The sequence below is a fragment of the Pseudomonadota bacterium genome, from assembly GCA_039196715.1.
In the GTDB taxonomy this organism is placed as follows: domain Bacteria; phylum Pseudomonadota; class Gammaproteobacteria; order CALCKW01; family CALCKW01; genus CALCKW01.
Genome location: JBCCUP010000003.1, coordinates 122,046 through 136,131, shown reverse-complemented (window position 1 = coordinate 136,131; position 14,086 = coordinate 122,046). Strand labels below are relative to the sequence as shown.

Sequence of the window (14,086 nt, the reverse complement as noted above, 5' to 3'; positions counted from 1 at the left end):
CATGACGCACCCGGGCGAATCGCCGAGTGGCACGCAGACCTACCGGCGCCTGCTGGGCTATGCCAGGGTGCACTGGCAACGCATGGCCATCGCGATCGTCTGCATGGTCGGCTACGGCGTGACCGACGCCACCTTCGCCGCGTTGATGAAACCGCTGCTCGACGGCGGTTTCGTTTCGCGCACCAGTGTCAACCCGTGGATGGTGCCGCTCGCGGTGCTCGGTCTGTTCCTGTTTCGCGGTGCGACGGGCTTCCTCTCGCACTACAACCTCGCGTGGGTGGGTGGTCGGGTGACCGCGACCTTGCGCGCCGAATTGTTCCAGAAGTACCTCGACCTGCCGAGCAGCCACTACGACCAGACAACCGGCGGCGAGATGATCTCCCGGCTCGTTTACAACATCCACATGGTCTCCCACGCCGCCAGCCAGGCCGTGACCGTGCTGATCCGCGACAGCGTCACCATCATCGCCTTGCTGGGGCTCATGGCCTGGCACTCCTGGCGGCTGACGCTGGCGTTTCTGCTGATCGGTCCGGTGTTGGGTGTGCTGATCGTGTGGATCAGCAAGCGCTTTCGGCGCATCAGCCACGGCATACAGGACGCGATGGGTGAGCTTACCCACACCACCGAAGAGGCAATCGACGGGCAGCGCGTGGTCAAGATATACGGCGGGCAGGTGCACGAGATGCAGCGCTTCTCCACCGCCAACGAGCGGGCCTTTCGGCTCACGGTCAAGGAGGCGGTGACGCGCGCCGCGAGCACGCCGGTCATCCATTTCCTGGTTGCCGTTGCCCTCGCGGTGATCATGTACGTCGCGAGCGTGGAGGGTTTGAGCGAGAACCTCAGCGTCGGCGAGTTCATGTCCTTCCTGACCGCCATGCTGTTGTTGTTCCAACCGCTCCGGGCCCTGTCGGACCTGAACAACACCATCCAGAAAGGCATCGCGGCTGGCGAGAGCGTGTTCAGCTTGCTCGACGAGCCGAGCGAACCGGATCTGGGCAGCACGCGCTTTGACGGCCGCTTCGACGTGATTGCCTTCGAACACCTCGCCTTTGCCTACGCCAACACCGAGCGTTCCGCGCTCGTCGACGCCGACTTCCGCTTGCAGGCCGGCCAGACAGTGGCGCTGGTCGGGCGCTCGGGCAGCGGCAAGACCACGCTCGCGCACCTGCTGGCTCGGCTGTACGAGCCGACCGGTGGCGCCGTTCGCATCGACGGTGTCGACATTCGCGAGTACAGCCTGCCGTCGCTGCGCTCGCACATGGCCTACGTCGGTCAGGACATCAAACTGTTCAACGACACGGTGGCGGCGAACATCGCCTACGCGACTGACGCCACGCGCGAGGACATCGAGGCCGCGGCGCGTGCCGCCAACGCCGACGCCTTCATCCGCGAGCTCGACCAGGGCTATGACACCTGGGTCGGTGACGACGGGGTGCTGCTCTCGGGCGGGCAGCGGCAACGCATTGCGATTGCGCGTGCGCTGCTCAAACAGGCGCCGATCCTGATCCTCGACGAAGCAACCTCGGCGCTCGACACCGAGTCAGAGCACCTGGTGCAGGCCGGTCTGGAAACGCTCATGCAGAACTGCACCACGCTGGTGATTGCGCACCGGCTGAGCACGATCGAGCGGGCAGACGCCATTGTCGTACTCGACCAGGGACGGGTTGTGGAGCAGGGCGACCATGTCAGCCTGCTGGCACGGCAGGGACACTACGCCCGGCTGCACACGGCGCCGTGAGGGCCCCGGCACACTGGGCGAGCCGTGGGGTGCCAGGCCTGCTGTTGTTGCCGTTGTCCTGGCTGTTCGGCGGGCTGGCTTCACTGCGACGGCTGGCGTACCGGTTTGGCCTGTTGCGGTCCGGACACCCCGGTGTGCCGGTGATCGTGGTCGGTAACATCTCCGCCGGTGGCAGCGGCAAGACGCCACTCGTGATTGCGGTGGTCAAGTTGCTTCGATCGCATGGCCTGCGCCCGGGTGTGGTGTCGCGCGGCTACGCTTCGACGGCGGCGTCGGTTGAGCTGGTCGATGCGCACAGCGATCCCGCGCGCGTTGGCGATGAGCCCGTGTTGATTGCCCAGCGGGCCGCGTGTCCCGTGGCGGTTGCCGCGCGTCGCTTGGCGGCGGCGGAAGTGCTGGCAGCGCGTGACGACGTCGACCTCATTGTCACCGACGATGGCCTGCAACACTACGCGCTGCAACGCGACATCGAGATTGCCGTGGTTGACGCGCGCACGGGACTCGGCAATCGCTGGTTGATGCCCGCCGGCCCCTTGCGGGAGCCGCCGTGGCGCCTCGACACGGTCGATCACGTCGTCCACAGCGGGGATGCGGCGGGTTACGATGTGTTGGTCAGCGGCGTCCACCGGGTCGACGGCAACGCCGAGGTGCGCAGCCTCGGGGCGTTCAGCGAGTCGCCGGTGCACGCGGTCGCCGGGATTGCGCACCCGGAGAAGTTTTTCGACACCCTGCGCTCGCTCGGCTGGGTGTTCGAGCCACACCCGTTCGCCGACCACCACCGGTTCGTGCCGTCGGACCTGCAGTTTGACGATGACCTGGAGATCGTGATGACCGAAAAGGACGCTGTGAAATGCAAGGCCTTTGCGGGACCGAACGCGTGGGCGGTGCGTATCGAGGCCGTGCTGGCGCGTGGCTGGTCCGACGCCCTGTTGCGGCACGCGACCGAACTCGTTGCCCACTACCGGGGACTCGAACGTGCCTGACACGGCGACGACCCGCTACAGTGTGGTGATACCGGCGCGATACGGTTCCACGCGGCTGCCGGGCAAAGCCTTGGCGGACATCGGTGGACGCCCCCTGATCGAATGGGTCTGGCGTTCGGCGGTGCGGAGCCGTGCCGACGAGGTGGTGATTGCAACCGACGACTCGCGCATCCAGAGCGCCTGTGCAGGGTTCGGGGCCGATGTCTGCATGACCCGATCGGACCACGCCAGCGGCACTGAACGCGTGGCCGAGGTCGTCCGGCAACGCGACTGGCCGAGCGACCACATTGTCGTCAACCTGCAGGGAGACGAACCGGACACCGCGGCGGAGAACCTCGACGCGGTTGCGCAGTGCCTTGCGGCCAGCCCCCTCGCGGTGATGTCGACCCTGAGTGTGCCGCTCGATGACGCGGAGTGGTACCACGATCCCAATTGTGTGAAGGTCGTCGCTGACACATCCGGTTACGCCTTGTATTTCAGTCGTGCGCCTATCCCCGGGCAGCCCGGTGCAGCCGCAGGTGCTGTCCCGAACGGCGCCGCACGTCACCTCGGCATCTACGCCTTTCGAGCTGCGTTCCTGGCGCGCTTCTCCGAACTCAGCGTCTCGCCTCTCGAGCAGGTGGAATCCCTCGAGCAACTGCGCGTGCTCTGGCACGGTGAGCGGATCGCGGTGGCAACGGCGCCGCGTGTGCCGGGTCCCGGCGTCGACACGCCGCGCGACCTCGAACGTGCGCGGCGTGTACTGGCGCCGCCCGCGGACGAATGAGGTGAGGCGGTGAAGTGGCGGGAACTCGGCCGTGCGTCGCTGTACAGGGGCTTTATCGAGTTGATTCGTTGGCGCGGCCAGTTCGAACGTTTCGACGGCAGTTGGTCCGACCCGGTCGAGCGCGAACTCATGCTGCGGGGCGAGGCCGTGGCGGTCCTGCCGATCGACTTGCGGCGCGACTCGGTGCTGCTGGTGGAGCAGTTTCGCGCGGCCGCCGTGCACATGCCCGGCGGGGCGTGGCAGGTCGAGACCCTTGCCGGGGTGGTCGAGGACGGTGAGTCGCTCGAGGCGGTGGCCCGTCGCGAGGCGCGCGAGGAGGCCGGTCTGGACCTCGATGAACTCGTGCCGATGGTTTGCTACCAACCGAGCCCGGGGGCCTGCGATGAAACGCTGCACCTCTTTCTCGCACCGACCGACCTGGGTCGCGCCGGGGGCGTCTTCGGCGTAGCGCACGAGCACGAGGACATCCGGACCCTGATCGCGCCCGTCGAGGCCGTGTTGTCCGATCTCGACGCCGGGCGATTTCACAACAGCATGACGCTGATCGCGCTGCACTGGCTGGCCCGCCAGCGCCAGCAGGGGCGCTTCCGCGCGGCTCAGGACTGACGCCGATCGGCAGGTCTCGCGAAGCCACCACCCGGTCCGGGCGTGTGCCCGGTGCGCGTTGGCCTGTGGTGTGCATGGTGTGGGAAGGCTTATTGGTCCCGCCCCCGCCGGTGGGAGAGCAGCGTGTACGCCCATTTCACATCCTATGTAGGTTGGCACCGCTACAGCGCCAACTGTGCGTTGGCGCTCGCGATTGCCTACATCACCTTGCTCTACCTAGCGAACGGCCTGCTGACGCTCGAGCTCAGTGTTAACGTGTCGGCCAGCTCGCGCGAGAGCGGCACGATCGAATGGCTCAGGGGGGCACTGGCGACGCGTGACCTGGTGTCCACGCTGACGCCCGCCCAGGCGGCCTGGGCTTTCTGGCCATTGCAGCTGCTGCTGATCGCGTTCTCGGTGACGCTTTGCATCACGCGCAAAAGCAGCGCCTTTCTCGCGTGCCTCGCCGCGCTCTTTGTCGTGCTGGTGCTCTACCATGGCTCTGGCGACCTCTCGCTGCTGCGCTTCGGGGTGTTCTCGGTCTGCGCCTTGTTCCTCGTTTCGAGCGCCGTGCAGATGGCCGGAGCGATGTTCGAGCGGCACCAGCTCGCCGACGCCTTCGAGCAATTCGTGCCGCCGGAGGTGGCACGCCAGGTCGCGAACGATCCGGGTGCGCTGCAGCAACCCGAGACCGTGCGTGAGCTCTCGGTGCTGTTCTGCGACATGAAGGGCTTCACCGGCATCGCCGAACAACTGACACCGAGTCAGCTGACGGGCTTGCTGAACCGGTACTTTGACGTCGTCACGCGCGTGGTCATTCGCCACCGGGGCACGATCGACAAGTACATGGGCGACGCCGTCATGGCATTCTGGGGGGCGCCCGTGTCCAGCCGGGACCACGCCTCGCAGGCGGTGCAGGCCGCACGCGACATCCAGGTGGAGATGCAGACGCTGGCGCGCGATTTCCAGTTGGTGCAGTTACCGCCGATCCGCGTCGGCATCGGTGTCTCGACCGGCGAGTCCTTTGTCGGACACCTCGGCTCGGACCACCGCAAGGCCTACACGGTGATCGGTGACTCGGTTAACGTCGCGCAGCGACTCGAGCGCGCAACGCGCGAATTCGCCGTCGGGGTGATCGTGTCGGAAGCGACTGCCGAGCGTGACCGCGCCACGGCGTTTCGGGAACTGGGCACCATTCGGTTGAAAGGGCGCGAGCGTGCGCTTCGGGTGTACCAGCCCGTTGGGCGGCGCGATCAACTGAGCCAGGCGCTCAAGGACGAACTGGCCCAGCACGAACAGGCGATGGCGCTGTTGCGCACACGCCAGTGGGCGGCGGCGCGGCCGCTGGTTACCCAGCTCGCCGAGATCAGCACCGAGACCGCGCTCTACAACACCTACCTCGCGCAGATCACCGACGCGACCCGCCCACCCAGGCCCGACCCCCGGGACACGGCCTCGAAACCCGGTTGATCGGGTGGCGTGGCCGCCGCCCTCAGGGTGCGCGGGGCTCGCGCCAAACGCCGTCGATGAAGTGTTGTTGAGGGCGAAACGCGGTCTTGTAGGCCATGTTCTGGCGCGAGAGGATGGCGTAGCCGAGGTAGAGCCACTTGAACCGGTGCTCACTCGCGAGGCGAAGTTGCAACAGGATGGCCAGTGTGCCGAACGCTCGCCGGGCGTGCAGTGGGTCGAAAAACGTGTACACAGCGGACAGCGCATCGCCAGCCTGATCGGTGACGGCGACGCCGACCAGTTGGCCCTCTACCCACATCTCGACGAACACGGTTTCGCACCAGCTGCTGCCGAGGAAACTCAGAAACTGTGGCTTGTCGGCCGAGGCCATGTCACTGCCGACATGCCGGGCGTCCAGGTAGCGTTTGTAGAGCGCGAGGTAGGCGTCGGTCGCGGACGGCTTCACCACGCGGCACTCGACGTCCGCATTGAGCTTCAGGCTGCGGCGCTGGCTGCGCGACGGCCGAAAGGTGGCCACCGGAATGCGCACCGGGATGCACCGCGTGCAACGGGCACAGCCGGGTCGGTACACGTGATCACCACTTCGGCGGAAACCGTTGGCCAGCAGCACGGCGTAGGCCGCCGTGTCCATCGGCCACGCTGGGTCGGCGAGGACGTTGGTGGCCTGCTCGTCCGCCAGGTAGGGACAGGCGTGTTCCTGCGTTCGAAAGAAGCCGAGCGATTGGGCCGTGGGTTCAGTCGTCATGCTTACCAATTGGATAAAAAAACACGCACGTCAGATTAAGCTGGCACACTTACGGTACTCACCGTACGCGGTCTCGATCAACTTATGTTTAGCGCACGACGGCCGCTGACGTGGGTGCCCCGCATTTTTCTGGAAACGCCCGTGAGCACCGACGGCCAGGCCGATATCTCAGAACCCGTGGTAAACAAATCGCTCCGTGAGACCGGTGAGGCCGTGCACGTGTCTGTCGGGCGCCGTGCAGCACTGGTGGGCCTGGAGTTGACCGTGTTGCTTGCGTGTTGCGTCGGCATCGTCGTGGTTTGGGAATCGCGAAACCCGCCGGCAATGTGGTTCGCGATCATGGTCGCGTTGATCCTTTTCGCCAGCAACAGCGTCTGCGGCACCTACCGGCAAACGGTGTACATGCACCACGTGGCTCGGCTCGCACGCAGTGCGCTGGCCCACGGCCTTGGCGGTGTGGCGCTGGCCGTGCCGATGGTGGTGTGGTTTGAGAACAGCATGGAATTCGGCTACCTGTTAGGTATGGTGATCATGTCCTTCTTCATCACCAACACCCTGCGCCCGGTGTTGGTCGAAGTGCTGCGTGCCGGTAACAAGCTCGATCAGCGGCGCAAACCCGACGGTATCGGCCTCAGTTGAGCACAGGCGCGTAGTGCGCCAGCAGCTCGTCCATCAATCCGCCCACCTCGGGCTGTTCGGTTTTCAACTGCCGCGCACGCGCGACGAAGCGAGCGCGGTTGACCGTGCGAACACTCGGCTCGTCGAGCACCCGCCCAACCCACGCCTGCCATCGTTGGGCCTCGGCCGCCGAGAGCGTGGCCGGCCAGTTGCGCGCACGCATCCGCTCGAGCAACACCGGCAGCCTCGGGTCATCGAAGGCGGTGTCTCGAGCGGGCGGCACGTTGGCCCCGGCGGCGTCGACCGTGCGCTGCATCGCCGCGCGGTCCTTGCCGGAGAAGAACCCACCGGAGTACAACTGCAACTCCGGGTCGTCCGCGGGTGTGAAACCCGGGGCGGCGAGTACGCCGTGCACGGTGTCACGCAGGGTGTCGGTCAACCACCCGCTGAGGTGCTTGGCTGCCACCGCCGTGTTCAGGCCGAGCCGCGCTGCGTCCGACGTGCGCAGGACCGACAACGGCGCCAGCACCGGGCACTTGTTCAGGTGGACGGTCTTGACCGGAAACCGCGGCGTCGAACCCAAGGTGTCCGCGTTGGCGAACCAGCGTGCCCGCAGGGCGTCCGGATCGAGATTGAGGAAGGGCGTCGCAGCGTGGCGGAGGTCAGCGACCAGAATGCCGTTCGGGTTGGTGGGGTGCTCGGCAATCGGCGCGACGATGGCGCAAAAGTGCTGGTCGGCTCCGTACATGCCACTGATATGCAGGCACGGCTCCGGGTTGTGCGGTGCGAGCAGCTGACGCGCGCTGTGTTTGTCACGGTGCGTGAAAGCATAGTCGTACAGGCGAGGTTGTCGATCGCGCAACAGCCGGGCGACCGCGAGGGTGGCCTCGACATCCGAGAGCGCGTCGTGTGCAGCGGTGTGCTGCAGGGCATTCGCGGTGCTGAGCGACTCGAGGCGGTTCGTTGCACGGCCGTTGTCGTCGGTTGGCCAGTGTATGCCCTCGGGGCGCAGTGCCCGACAGAGGCGCACCGTGTCAATCAGATCCCAACGCGAACGCTTGTCCTGCCATTCCCGCGCATAGGGGTCCATGAGGTTGCGGTAGAAGAGGTGGCGCAGGAACTCGTCGTCGAAACGCACGCTGTTGTAGCCGACCACACAGGTCCCCGCTGGCTCGAACGCCGCGAGGACCGACTTGGCAAAGTCGAACTCGCCGAGGCCTCGGGCCTCGCATTGCGTGACCGACAGGCCGGTCAGCGCGATTGCCTCCGGATCGGGCAGCACGTCGACCGGGGGTTTGCACAGCAGGTTGACCGGTGGGCCGACCGGGTTCAACTCGAGGTCGGTGCGCTGCCCGGCAAATTGCAGAATTCGGTCGCGGGCCGGATCGCGACCGGTGGTCTCGAGGTCGTACCAGAACAGCGACTGGGTGCTCACGCGCCCTACCAGTGCAGGTCGTCCGGCACGGTGTAAGCGGTGTAGGGGTCGTCCGGATCGGCTGGCGGTGCCGCATCGCCCGAGGCCTCACCGTTGTGCACGATCAGCCAGTTCGGGTTGAGGGCTTTGACGCGTTCGGCGACGTCCGGCGGGATCAGGTGGGTCTCACGGTTGAGTCGGGTGATGGCCAGTTCGCCAGAGACAACCGACTTGTGTGCAGCCTCGGTCAGGAAGATCTGCCGGATGCGCTCGCCGATCAGGAAGTTGAAGCTGAGCTCGCCGACGAAATCGGCGACACTGGCCGCTTCGATCAGCGCCTTGATCTCCGACTTGATCCGGCGCTTTTCGGCCAGTGCCGGGTCATCGGCGACGGTGCGCGGGTGTGCTTTGGCCTGTGCGCCACGCGCTTTGCCGCCTGTGCCGGGTTTGCGTTGTGCGTTTCGACCATCCGGCCGTTTACCACCGCGGCGCTTCGCCTTGGACTGAGCTTGCTTTTTGGATTTGTGGCGTTTGGGCTGCTCGAGTCGATCGGCCCGTTCGCGCGTTGCCAAGCCCGCCTTGACAAGCTGCTCGCGCAGGGATTCTGCCATGTCTCGGTTCCACCGGGGTGTGGGCCGGAGTATAAAGAGTTGCTCGAGCCGAACACAGCATTTCGGCAACAAAGCCGCGTCAATGCACTATGGTTAGGGTCTCGCCACGGCGTGTTTGCCCCCGCAGCAGACCGACCCTGGCGACCGGTTCTGGCATGGGTGTAAGACAGGGTGGATCGTGGCTGAAGTCGTCTTGTTGCAGGATGAAATGGCGGTGCGCAAGTACACGTTGAACGGCGTGCGCGCGTTGATTGGACGGTGCCGCGAGGCCGCTATCCAGCTCGAGGACAAGACCGTCAGTGCCAAGCACGCGGTGATCGAGCCCGTTCACGTGTCGGCACGGGCTTGCCAGTACGTGATACAGGACCTGTGCAGCACCAACGGCACCCGCGTTGGCAGCACCACCGTGCGCCGCAGCGCGTTGCGCGACGGCGACACCTTCGAAATCGGTGGGCACCGCTTCCGCTTCTTTGCCGACGAGTGTCGGCTGCTCTTTCCCTCGCTGGTCGAATCCTGACCAGCACTGCCGGTGTCCGTTCGTTTCGACAAGAACGCGGTGGCGGCGCTGGAAAAGAGCTACCTCACGCCGGAAATTGTCCACCAGCGCGAGCGCATGCTCGCGCACCTGGCGCTGAAGCCGGGCGACCGCGTGCTCGACGCCGGGTGCGGTGTCGGCTTGCTCACGGAGACGCTGTGTGATCGGGTCGGCCCGTCGGGCCGAGTGACGGCCTGCGATCAGAGCGCCGCGATGGTCGAGGCGACTGCCAGTCGCTGCGCCGGTCGGGCGAACCTGGATATCCACGAGGCGAGCGTGTGTGCGCTGCCGTTCGACGATGACCGTTTTGACGCCGTGGCACTCGCGCAGGTGCTGCTGTATGTCGCACAGCCCGTGACAGCCCTCAGCGAAGTGAAGCGGGTGTTGTGCCCGGGCGGCGTGGTGTCGATTGTGGAGACCGACTGGCGCGGAGTGGTCATGGCAACCGACGACGTCGAGCGCGTGCGCCGGGTGTTCGCGGCCTGGGATGCGGCCGTGCCGAGTCCGCAGTTGCCCCCGGTGCTCCAGCCCGCCTTGCAGGCTGCCGGGTTGGTGTTCGAGGCGGTCGAAGCCGTGCCGTTGGTGAACACGCGCTGGGACGACGACGGCTTTTCTATGACGATGGTGCGCGATCTCACACGCATGGCGGTGAAACGGGGCGCGTTGTCGTCCGACGAGGCCGACGGCCTGATAGCGGAAATGGACGCTCGGGGCGCACGGGACAGCTACTTCTTCTGCGTCAACCGCTTCGTTTTTCGGGCGCGCTGCCCCGACGGCGGCTGAGCCGCTCGGCGCCGACCTCAGCCCGGTGTGCCGCTCTGGGCAAAACGGGCGATCACGCCGGCCACCAGCTCCGGTTTTTCCGCGTGAACCCAGTGCGAGCCCGTGGGTATGACCCGTGAGCTCGCGTTCGGGAACTGTGCGAGGATCGCGGCCCGGTCCCCGGCCTGGATGTAGTCCGACGCGCCACCGACTATGAAACTCACCGGCACCGGGCAGGGCGGGGTGACCGTGTGCCAACCAGCGATCGCGTCGTAGTCCGCGCTGAGCGTGCCGATGTTGACCCGCAGCGCGAACGGTCCCGCGTCGGTGCGCACCAGATTCTTGAGCAGGAAGTGCCGCACATGTGCGTCAGGCACCGCGGTAGCGAGTCGCTGGTCGGCGTCCTGCCGCGTCGTCGGAGGGTGGTCTCGCAACGACAGCAGAGCGTCGAGAATGGCGTCGTGGTGACGGGGGTAGGGTTTCGGTGCGATGTCGATCACCGAAACCGTGCGCACACGCGTGGGGGCGGCCTGCGCCAGGGTCATCACCGCCTTGCCCCCCATCGAGTGTCCCACCAGGTGTGCGTCGATCAGCGCTGCATCGTCGAGGTAGCGGCCGATGTCGGCAGACAGGGCAGTGTAGGTGTGTGTCGCCGTGTGCGGTGAGCGGCCGTGGTTGCGCATGTCGAGTGCATGCACGCGAAAGTGCGCGCGCAGTCGCCGCGCGATGCCGCCGAGGTTCTCTGCCGAGCCGAACAGACCGTGGGCCAGGACCATGTCCGGGCCATCGCCGTCGACCTTGGCGTGCAGTTTGACCGGGGTTGCTGTCATCGCGGGTGCGCCGTCCTGGCGGTGAGCGGGTGTGTTGCGCGGGCCCCGGGCTGTGGCTACCCTTGGCATTCGCGGCTGCCTCGGTCGTCGCGTGCCCGCCTCAGGAGTCTGCTCGGTGCTCGACCACCACAATACCGCCCTCGCCACGCTCACGGAACGTCGAGACGACTGGATGGACGGCCGCCTCACCGGAATCGAAAAGGAGAGCCTGCGCACCAGCATAGCCGGTACCATTTCGCAGCGCGACCACCCGAGCGCACTCGGCGCCGCGCTCACGCACCCGCACATCACGACCGACTTCGGCGAGGCCATGCTGGAGTTTGTCACGCCGCCCTGCGCCAGCGCTGACGAGGCGTTGGCGTTTCTGCTTGATCTGCACGCCTACACGGTGGGCAAGCTGAACCGCGAGAGCTTGTGGGCGACGAGCATGCCGTGTGTGCTTCAGGGCGAGGACAGCGTGCGCATCGGCGAGTACGGCGACAGCAATGTGGGCCGGATGAAGCACGTGTACCGACAGGGTCTGGGCTTGCGCTACGGCAAGTCCATGCAGGTGATCGCCGGCATCCACGTGAACCTGTCCTGGCCCGATGCCGTGTGGGACTGCCTGCTCGCCGGCGAGGACGGCGATCGGCGGGCGCAAATCGACGCGCGCTACCTTGGCCTGCTGCGCAACGTCCAGCGCCACGGGTGGCTGTTGCTCTACCTGTTCGGTGCGTCGCCGGCCATCTGCACCAGCTTCCTCGGTGGCGAGACCGGCGGGCTCGAGCGTTTCGACAACACCACCGTGTATCAGCCGTTTGGCACGACGTTGCGGATGAGCGATCTTGGCTACCGCAACAGCGACAAGGCGCCCGTGCGTGCCGACTACAACAGCTTGGCGGGGTACGTCGCCAGTCTGCGCGACGCGATCTCCACACCGTGGCCGGCCTACGAGGCGCTGGGCGTGCAACGCGAGGGCCGCTGGCAACAGCTCAACGCCAACATGCTGCAGATCGAGAACGAGTACTACAGCGGCACGCGACCGAAACAGATTACCGAAAGGCTGGAGAAGCCGAGTTCCGCGCTGGACCGCCGCGGTGTGGCCTACGTCGAATTGCGCACCCTCGACGTGAACCCCTTCGCGCCAGCCGGTATCGACATCGACACCCTGCGCTTTGTCGAGGCCTTTTCGCTGTTTTGTCTGGTGCACGAGAGCCCGCTGTTCACGCCCGCCGACCGCGAGCGTATCGACAGCAACAACGACCTCGTGGCCAACCGGGGACGGGACCCGTCTCTGCACTTGCGCGATTGCGCCGGTGCATTACGCGGCCTGGGTGACATGGCCGGCGCGCTGTTGGACGCGGTCGAACCGTGCGCCGAGTTGCTTGGCCCGGCCCACACCGCGTCGCTGCGCCACCAACGTGAAAAGGTACGGGACGCCAATCTGACGCCTTCGGGGCAAATCCTCATCGGCATGCGCGAACAGCGCTGTGGGTTCTTCGACTTTGCCCGCGGTCTGTCTGACGCGCACCACCTGACCCACGCTGCCACGCAGCTCACCGCGGCCCGTCAGGCGGCCTTCGACCAGGACGTGCTGGCGTCGCTCGAGGCGCGCGACCGTGCCGAGGCCGCCTCCGAAGGCAGCTTTGACGATTTCATCGCCGCCTACATGGCGTCCGCGTGACCGAGCCCTTTACACCGCAGCCCTCGTGTGCCGACCCCGGCGACATCCCCGATCTCATGCCCGTGTCGGAGGCGCGTGCCGCCATGCTGGCAGGGATGGCGGCGGTGTCGGGTGTCGACGCCGTGCCGCTGCCCGATGCGCTGGGGCGCGTGCTCGCCGAGGACGTGATCGCACCGATCGATGTGCCCGGCCACGACAATTCGGCGATGGACGGCTTTGCGTTGCGCGCCGATGACCTGCCGCGCGGGGGGATCGGCCGCTTCACTCTGGTTGGCGAAGCCTGGGCGGGACGGCCGTTCTCGGGCACCGTACAGGCCGGACAGGCGGTCAAGGTGGCAACCGGCGCCGTGATGCCGCGCGGGGCCGATACGGTGGTCATTCAGGAGCGCGTGCGCGTGGACGGCGGCGTGCTCGAGGTCCTCGATGGCGAGCGCGCGCTCGCCAACGTGCGTGCGGCCGGTGAGGACACCCGGGCCGGTGACGTGGCGCTGGCCGCGGGCACACGGCTGATGCCAGCCGAAATCGGCTATCTCGCGTCGCTGGGCGTGCGGTCGGTTTGTGCACGACGGCGGGTGCGTGTGGCGTTTTTTTCCACCGGTGACGAGCTCGTGTCGGTCGAGAGTGGTCAGCCGTTGCAGCCCGGCCAGGTGTACGACAGCAACCGGCACAGCCTGCGAGCGGCGCTCGAGACGCTCGGTGTCGAGGTGCGAGACCTCGGCATCGTGGTCGACGATGCCGCCGCCACCGAAGCCGCGTTTCACACGGCTGCGAGCGACGCCGACGCGGTTGTCGCGACGGGCGGTGCGTCGGTGAGCGACGCCGACCATGTCGCAGCCACGTTGAGAGCGCACGGGCGCGTGACCTTCTGGCGTGTCGCCATGCGCCCGGGTCGCCCGCTCGCCAGCGGGCGCGTTGGCGACGCGCATTTTTTCGGCTTGCCCGGCAACCCGGTCGCCACCCTGGTCAGTTACTACCAGTTCGTGCTGCCTGCGCTCAAACGGTTGATGGGCTGCCGCGAGCTCATGTCGCCGACCGTCACCGTGCGCTGCGGGTCGGCGTTGAAGAAGTCACCGGGTCGGGTCGAGTACCAGCGCGGCGTGATGACGTGGGCGGACGGCGAGCCGATCGTCCACAGCACCGGGCGCCAGGGGGCGGGTCGATTGAGCTCGATGGTTCAGGCAAACTGTTTCATCGTCCTCTCGCCTGAACAAGCTGCAATCAGCCCCGGGGACTGGGTGGAGGTACAGTTGTTCGAGGGGTTGATCTGAGCTTGGCCGACCCGCTTGCAACGGCATGTGCCGCGTTTGCATCAGGTTGTCGGACGCGCTGCCGCTACCAGTCGGTAACGACCGTCGCGCTGTGCATG

14 protein-coding genes are annotated in these 14,086 nt (G+C 66.6%); 10 read left to right on the top strand and 4 right to left on the bottom strand.

The features are described 5' to 3' along the window. Window position 1 precedes the first annotated feature (1 nt). From msbA to AAGA11_02700, 5 genes are all read left to right on the top strand, one after another. Complete coding sequence (msbA, locus tag AAGA11_02720) at window positions 2-1,738, top strand: lipid A export permease/ATP-binding protein MsbA (GenBank protein MEM9601754.1); 1,737 nt, start codon at window positions 2-4, stop codon at window positions 1,736-1,738. After that, a complete protein-coding gene (lpxK, locus tag AAGA11_02715) occupies window positions 1,735-2,721 on the top strand; it encodes a tetraacyldisaccharide 4'-kinase (protein ID MEM9601753.1) in 987 nt (328 codons plus the stop codon). The genes msbA and lpxK overlap by 4 nt, the downstream gene beginning before the upstream one ends. Beyond that, entirely contained in the window at window positions 2,714-3,487 is a 774-nt protein-coding gene (gene kdsB, locus AAGA11_02710) for a 3-deoxy-manno-octulosonate cytidylyltransferase (protein MEM9601752.1), read from the top strand. The genes lpxK and kdsB overlap by 8 nt, the downstream gene beginning before the upstream one ends. A 9-nt stretch (window positions 3,488-3,496) precedes the next feature. Continuing rightward, window positions 3,497-4,093, top strand: a complete 597-nt coding sequence (locus AAGA11_02705; protein ID MEM9601751.1) for an NUDIX domain-containing protein — start codon at window positions 3,497-3,499, stop codon at window positions 4,091-4,093. Window positions 4,094-4,216: 123 nt separating this feature from the next. Further along, complete coding sequence (locus AAGA11_02700; GenBank protein ID MEM9601750.1) at window positions 4,217-5,542, top strand: adenylate/guanylate cyclase domain-containing protein; 1,326 nt, start codon at window positions 4,217-4,219, stop codon at window positions 5,540-5,542. Window positions 5,543-5,564: 22 nt separating this feature from the next. Here the strand turns inward: AAGA11_02700 and AAGA11_02695 are convergent, their stop codons facing one another. Next, complete coding sequence (locus tag AAGA11_02695) at window positions 5,565-6,287, bottom strand: arginyltransferase (protein ID MEM9601749.1); 723 nt, start codon at window positions 6,285-6,287, stop codon at window positions 5,565-5,567. 141 nt (window positions 6,288-6,428) lie between these two features. On the opposite strand from AAGA11_02695, the gene AAGA11_02690 reads away from it, so the two are divergent. Then, complete coding sequence (locus AAGA11_02690; GenBank protein ID MEM9601748.1) at window positions 6,429-6,926, top strand: hypothetical protein; 498 nt, start codon at window positions 6,429-6,431, stop codon at window positions 6,924-6,926. Here AAGA11_02690 and sbcB read toward each other — a convergent pair. After that, window positions 6,919-8,340: an exodeoxyribonuclease I gene (gene sbcB / locus AAGA11_02685; protein MEM9601747.1), complete on the bottom strand. Its 1,422-nt coding sequence runs from the start codon at window positions 8,338-8,340 to the stop codon at window positions 6,919-6,921. The genes AAGA11_02690 and sbcB overlap by 8 nt on opposite strands. Before the next feature lie 5 nt (window positions 8,341-8,345). Beyond that, the gene (locus AAGA11_02680) at window positions 8,346-8,930 is read right to left on the bottom strand and encodes a DUF2058 family protein (protein MEM9601746.1); all 585 of its coding nucleotides are present in this window, start codon (window positions 8,928-8,930) and stop codon (window positions 8,346-8,348) included. 178 nt (window positions 8,931-9,108) lie between these two features. Here AAGA11_02680 and AAGA11_02675 point away from each other — a divergent pair, with 178 nt between their 5' ends. Further along, complete coding sequence (locus AAGA11_02675; GenBank protein ID MEM9601745.1) at window positions 9,109-9,447, top strand: FHA domain-containing protein; 339 nt, start codon at window positions 9,109-9,111, stop codon at window positions 9,445-9,447. 12 nt (window positions 9,448-9,459) lie between these two features. Further along, window positions 9,460-10,248 (top strand): methyltransferase domain-containing protein, encoded by a 789-nt coding sequence (locus tag AAGA11_02670; protein ID MEM9601744.1) that lies wholly within the window; start codon window positions 9,460-9,462, stop codon window positions 10,246-10,248. 17 nt (window positions 10,249-10,265) lie between these two features. On the opposite strand, the gene AAGA11_02665 is transcribed toward AAGA11_02670, so the two are convergent. Then, entirely contained in the window at window positions 10,266-11,057 is a 792-nt protein-coding gene (locus AAGA11_02665) for an alpha/beta fold hydrolase (protein ID MEM9601743.1), read from the bottom strand. Window positions 11,058-11,172: 115 nt separating this feature from the next. On the opposite strand from AAGA11_02665, the gene gshA reads away from it, so the two are divergent. Both gshA and glp read left to right on the top strand, forming a co-directional pair. After that, window positions 11,173-12,720 (top strand): glutamate--cysteine ligase, encoded by a 1,548-nt coding sequence (gshA, locus tag AAGA11_02660; protein ID MEM9601742.1) that lies wholly within the window; start codon window positions 11,173-11,175, stop codon window positions 12,718-12,720. Next, the gene (gene glp, locus AAGA11_02655) at window positions 12,717-13,988 is read left to right on the top strand and encodes a gephyrin-like molybdotransferase Glp (GenBank protein MEM9601741.1); all 1,272 of its coding nucleotides are present in this window, start codon (window positions 12,717-12,719) and stop codon (window positions 13,986-13,988) included. The genes gshA and glp overlap by 4 nt, the downstream gene beginning before the upstream one ends. The last annotated feature ends 98 nt before the right edge of the window (window positions 13,989-14,086 follow it).

Coding starts and splice junctions, on each gene's coding strand:
- msbA (MEM9601754.1), top strand. CDS start 2: ATGACGCACCCGGGCGAATCGCCGAGTGGCACGCAGACCTACCGGCGC.
- AAGA11_02695 (MEM9601749.1), bottom strand. CDS start 6,287: ATGACGACTGAACCCACGGCCCAATCGCTCGGCTTCTTTCGAACGCAG.
- AAGA11_02680 (MEM9601746.1), bottom strand. CDS start 8,930: ATGGCAGAATCCCTGCGCGAGCAGCTTGTCAAGGCGGGCTTGGCAACG.
- AAGA11_02665 (MEM9601743.1), bottom strand. CDS start 11,057: ATGACAGCAACCCCGGTCAAACTGCACGCCAAGGTCGACGGCGATGGC.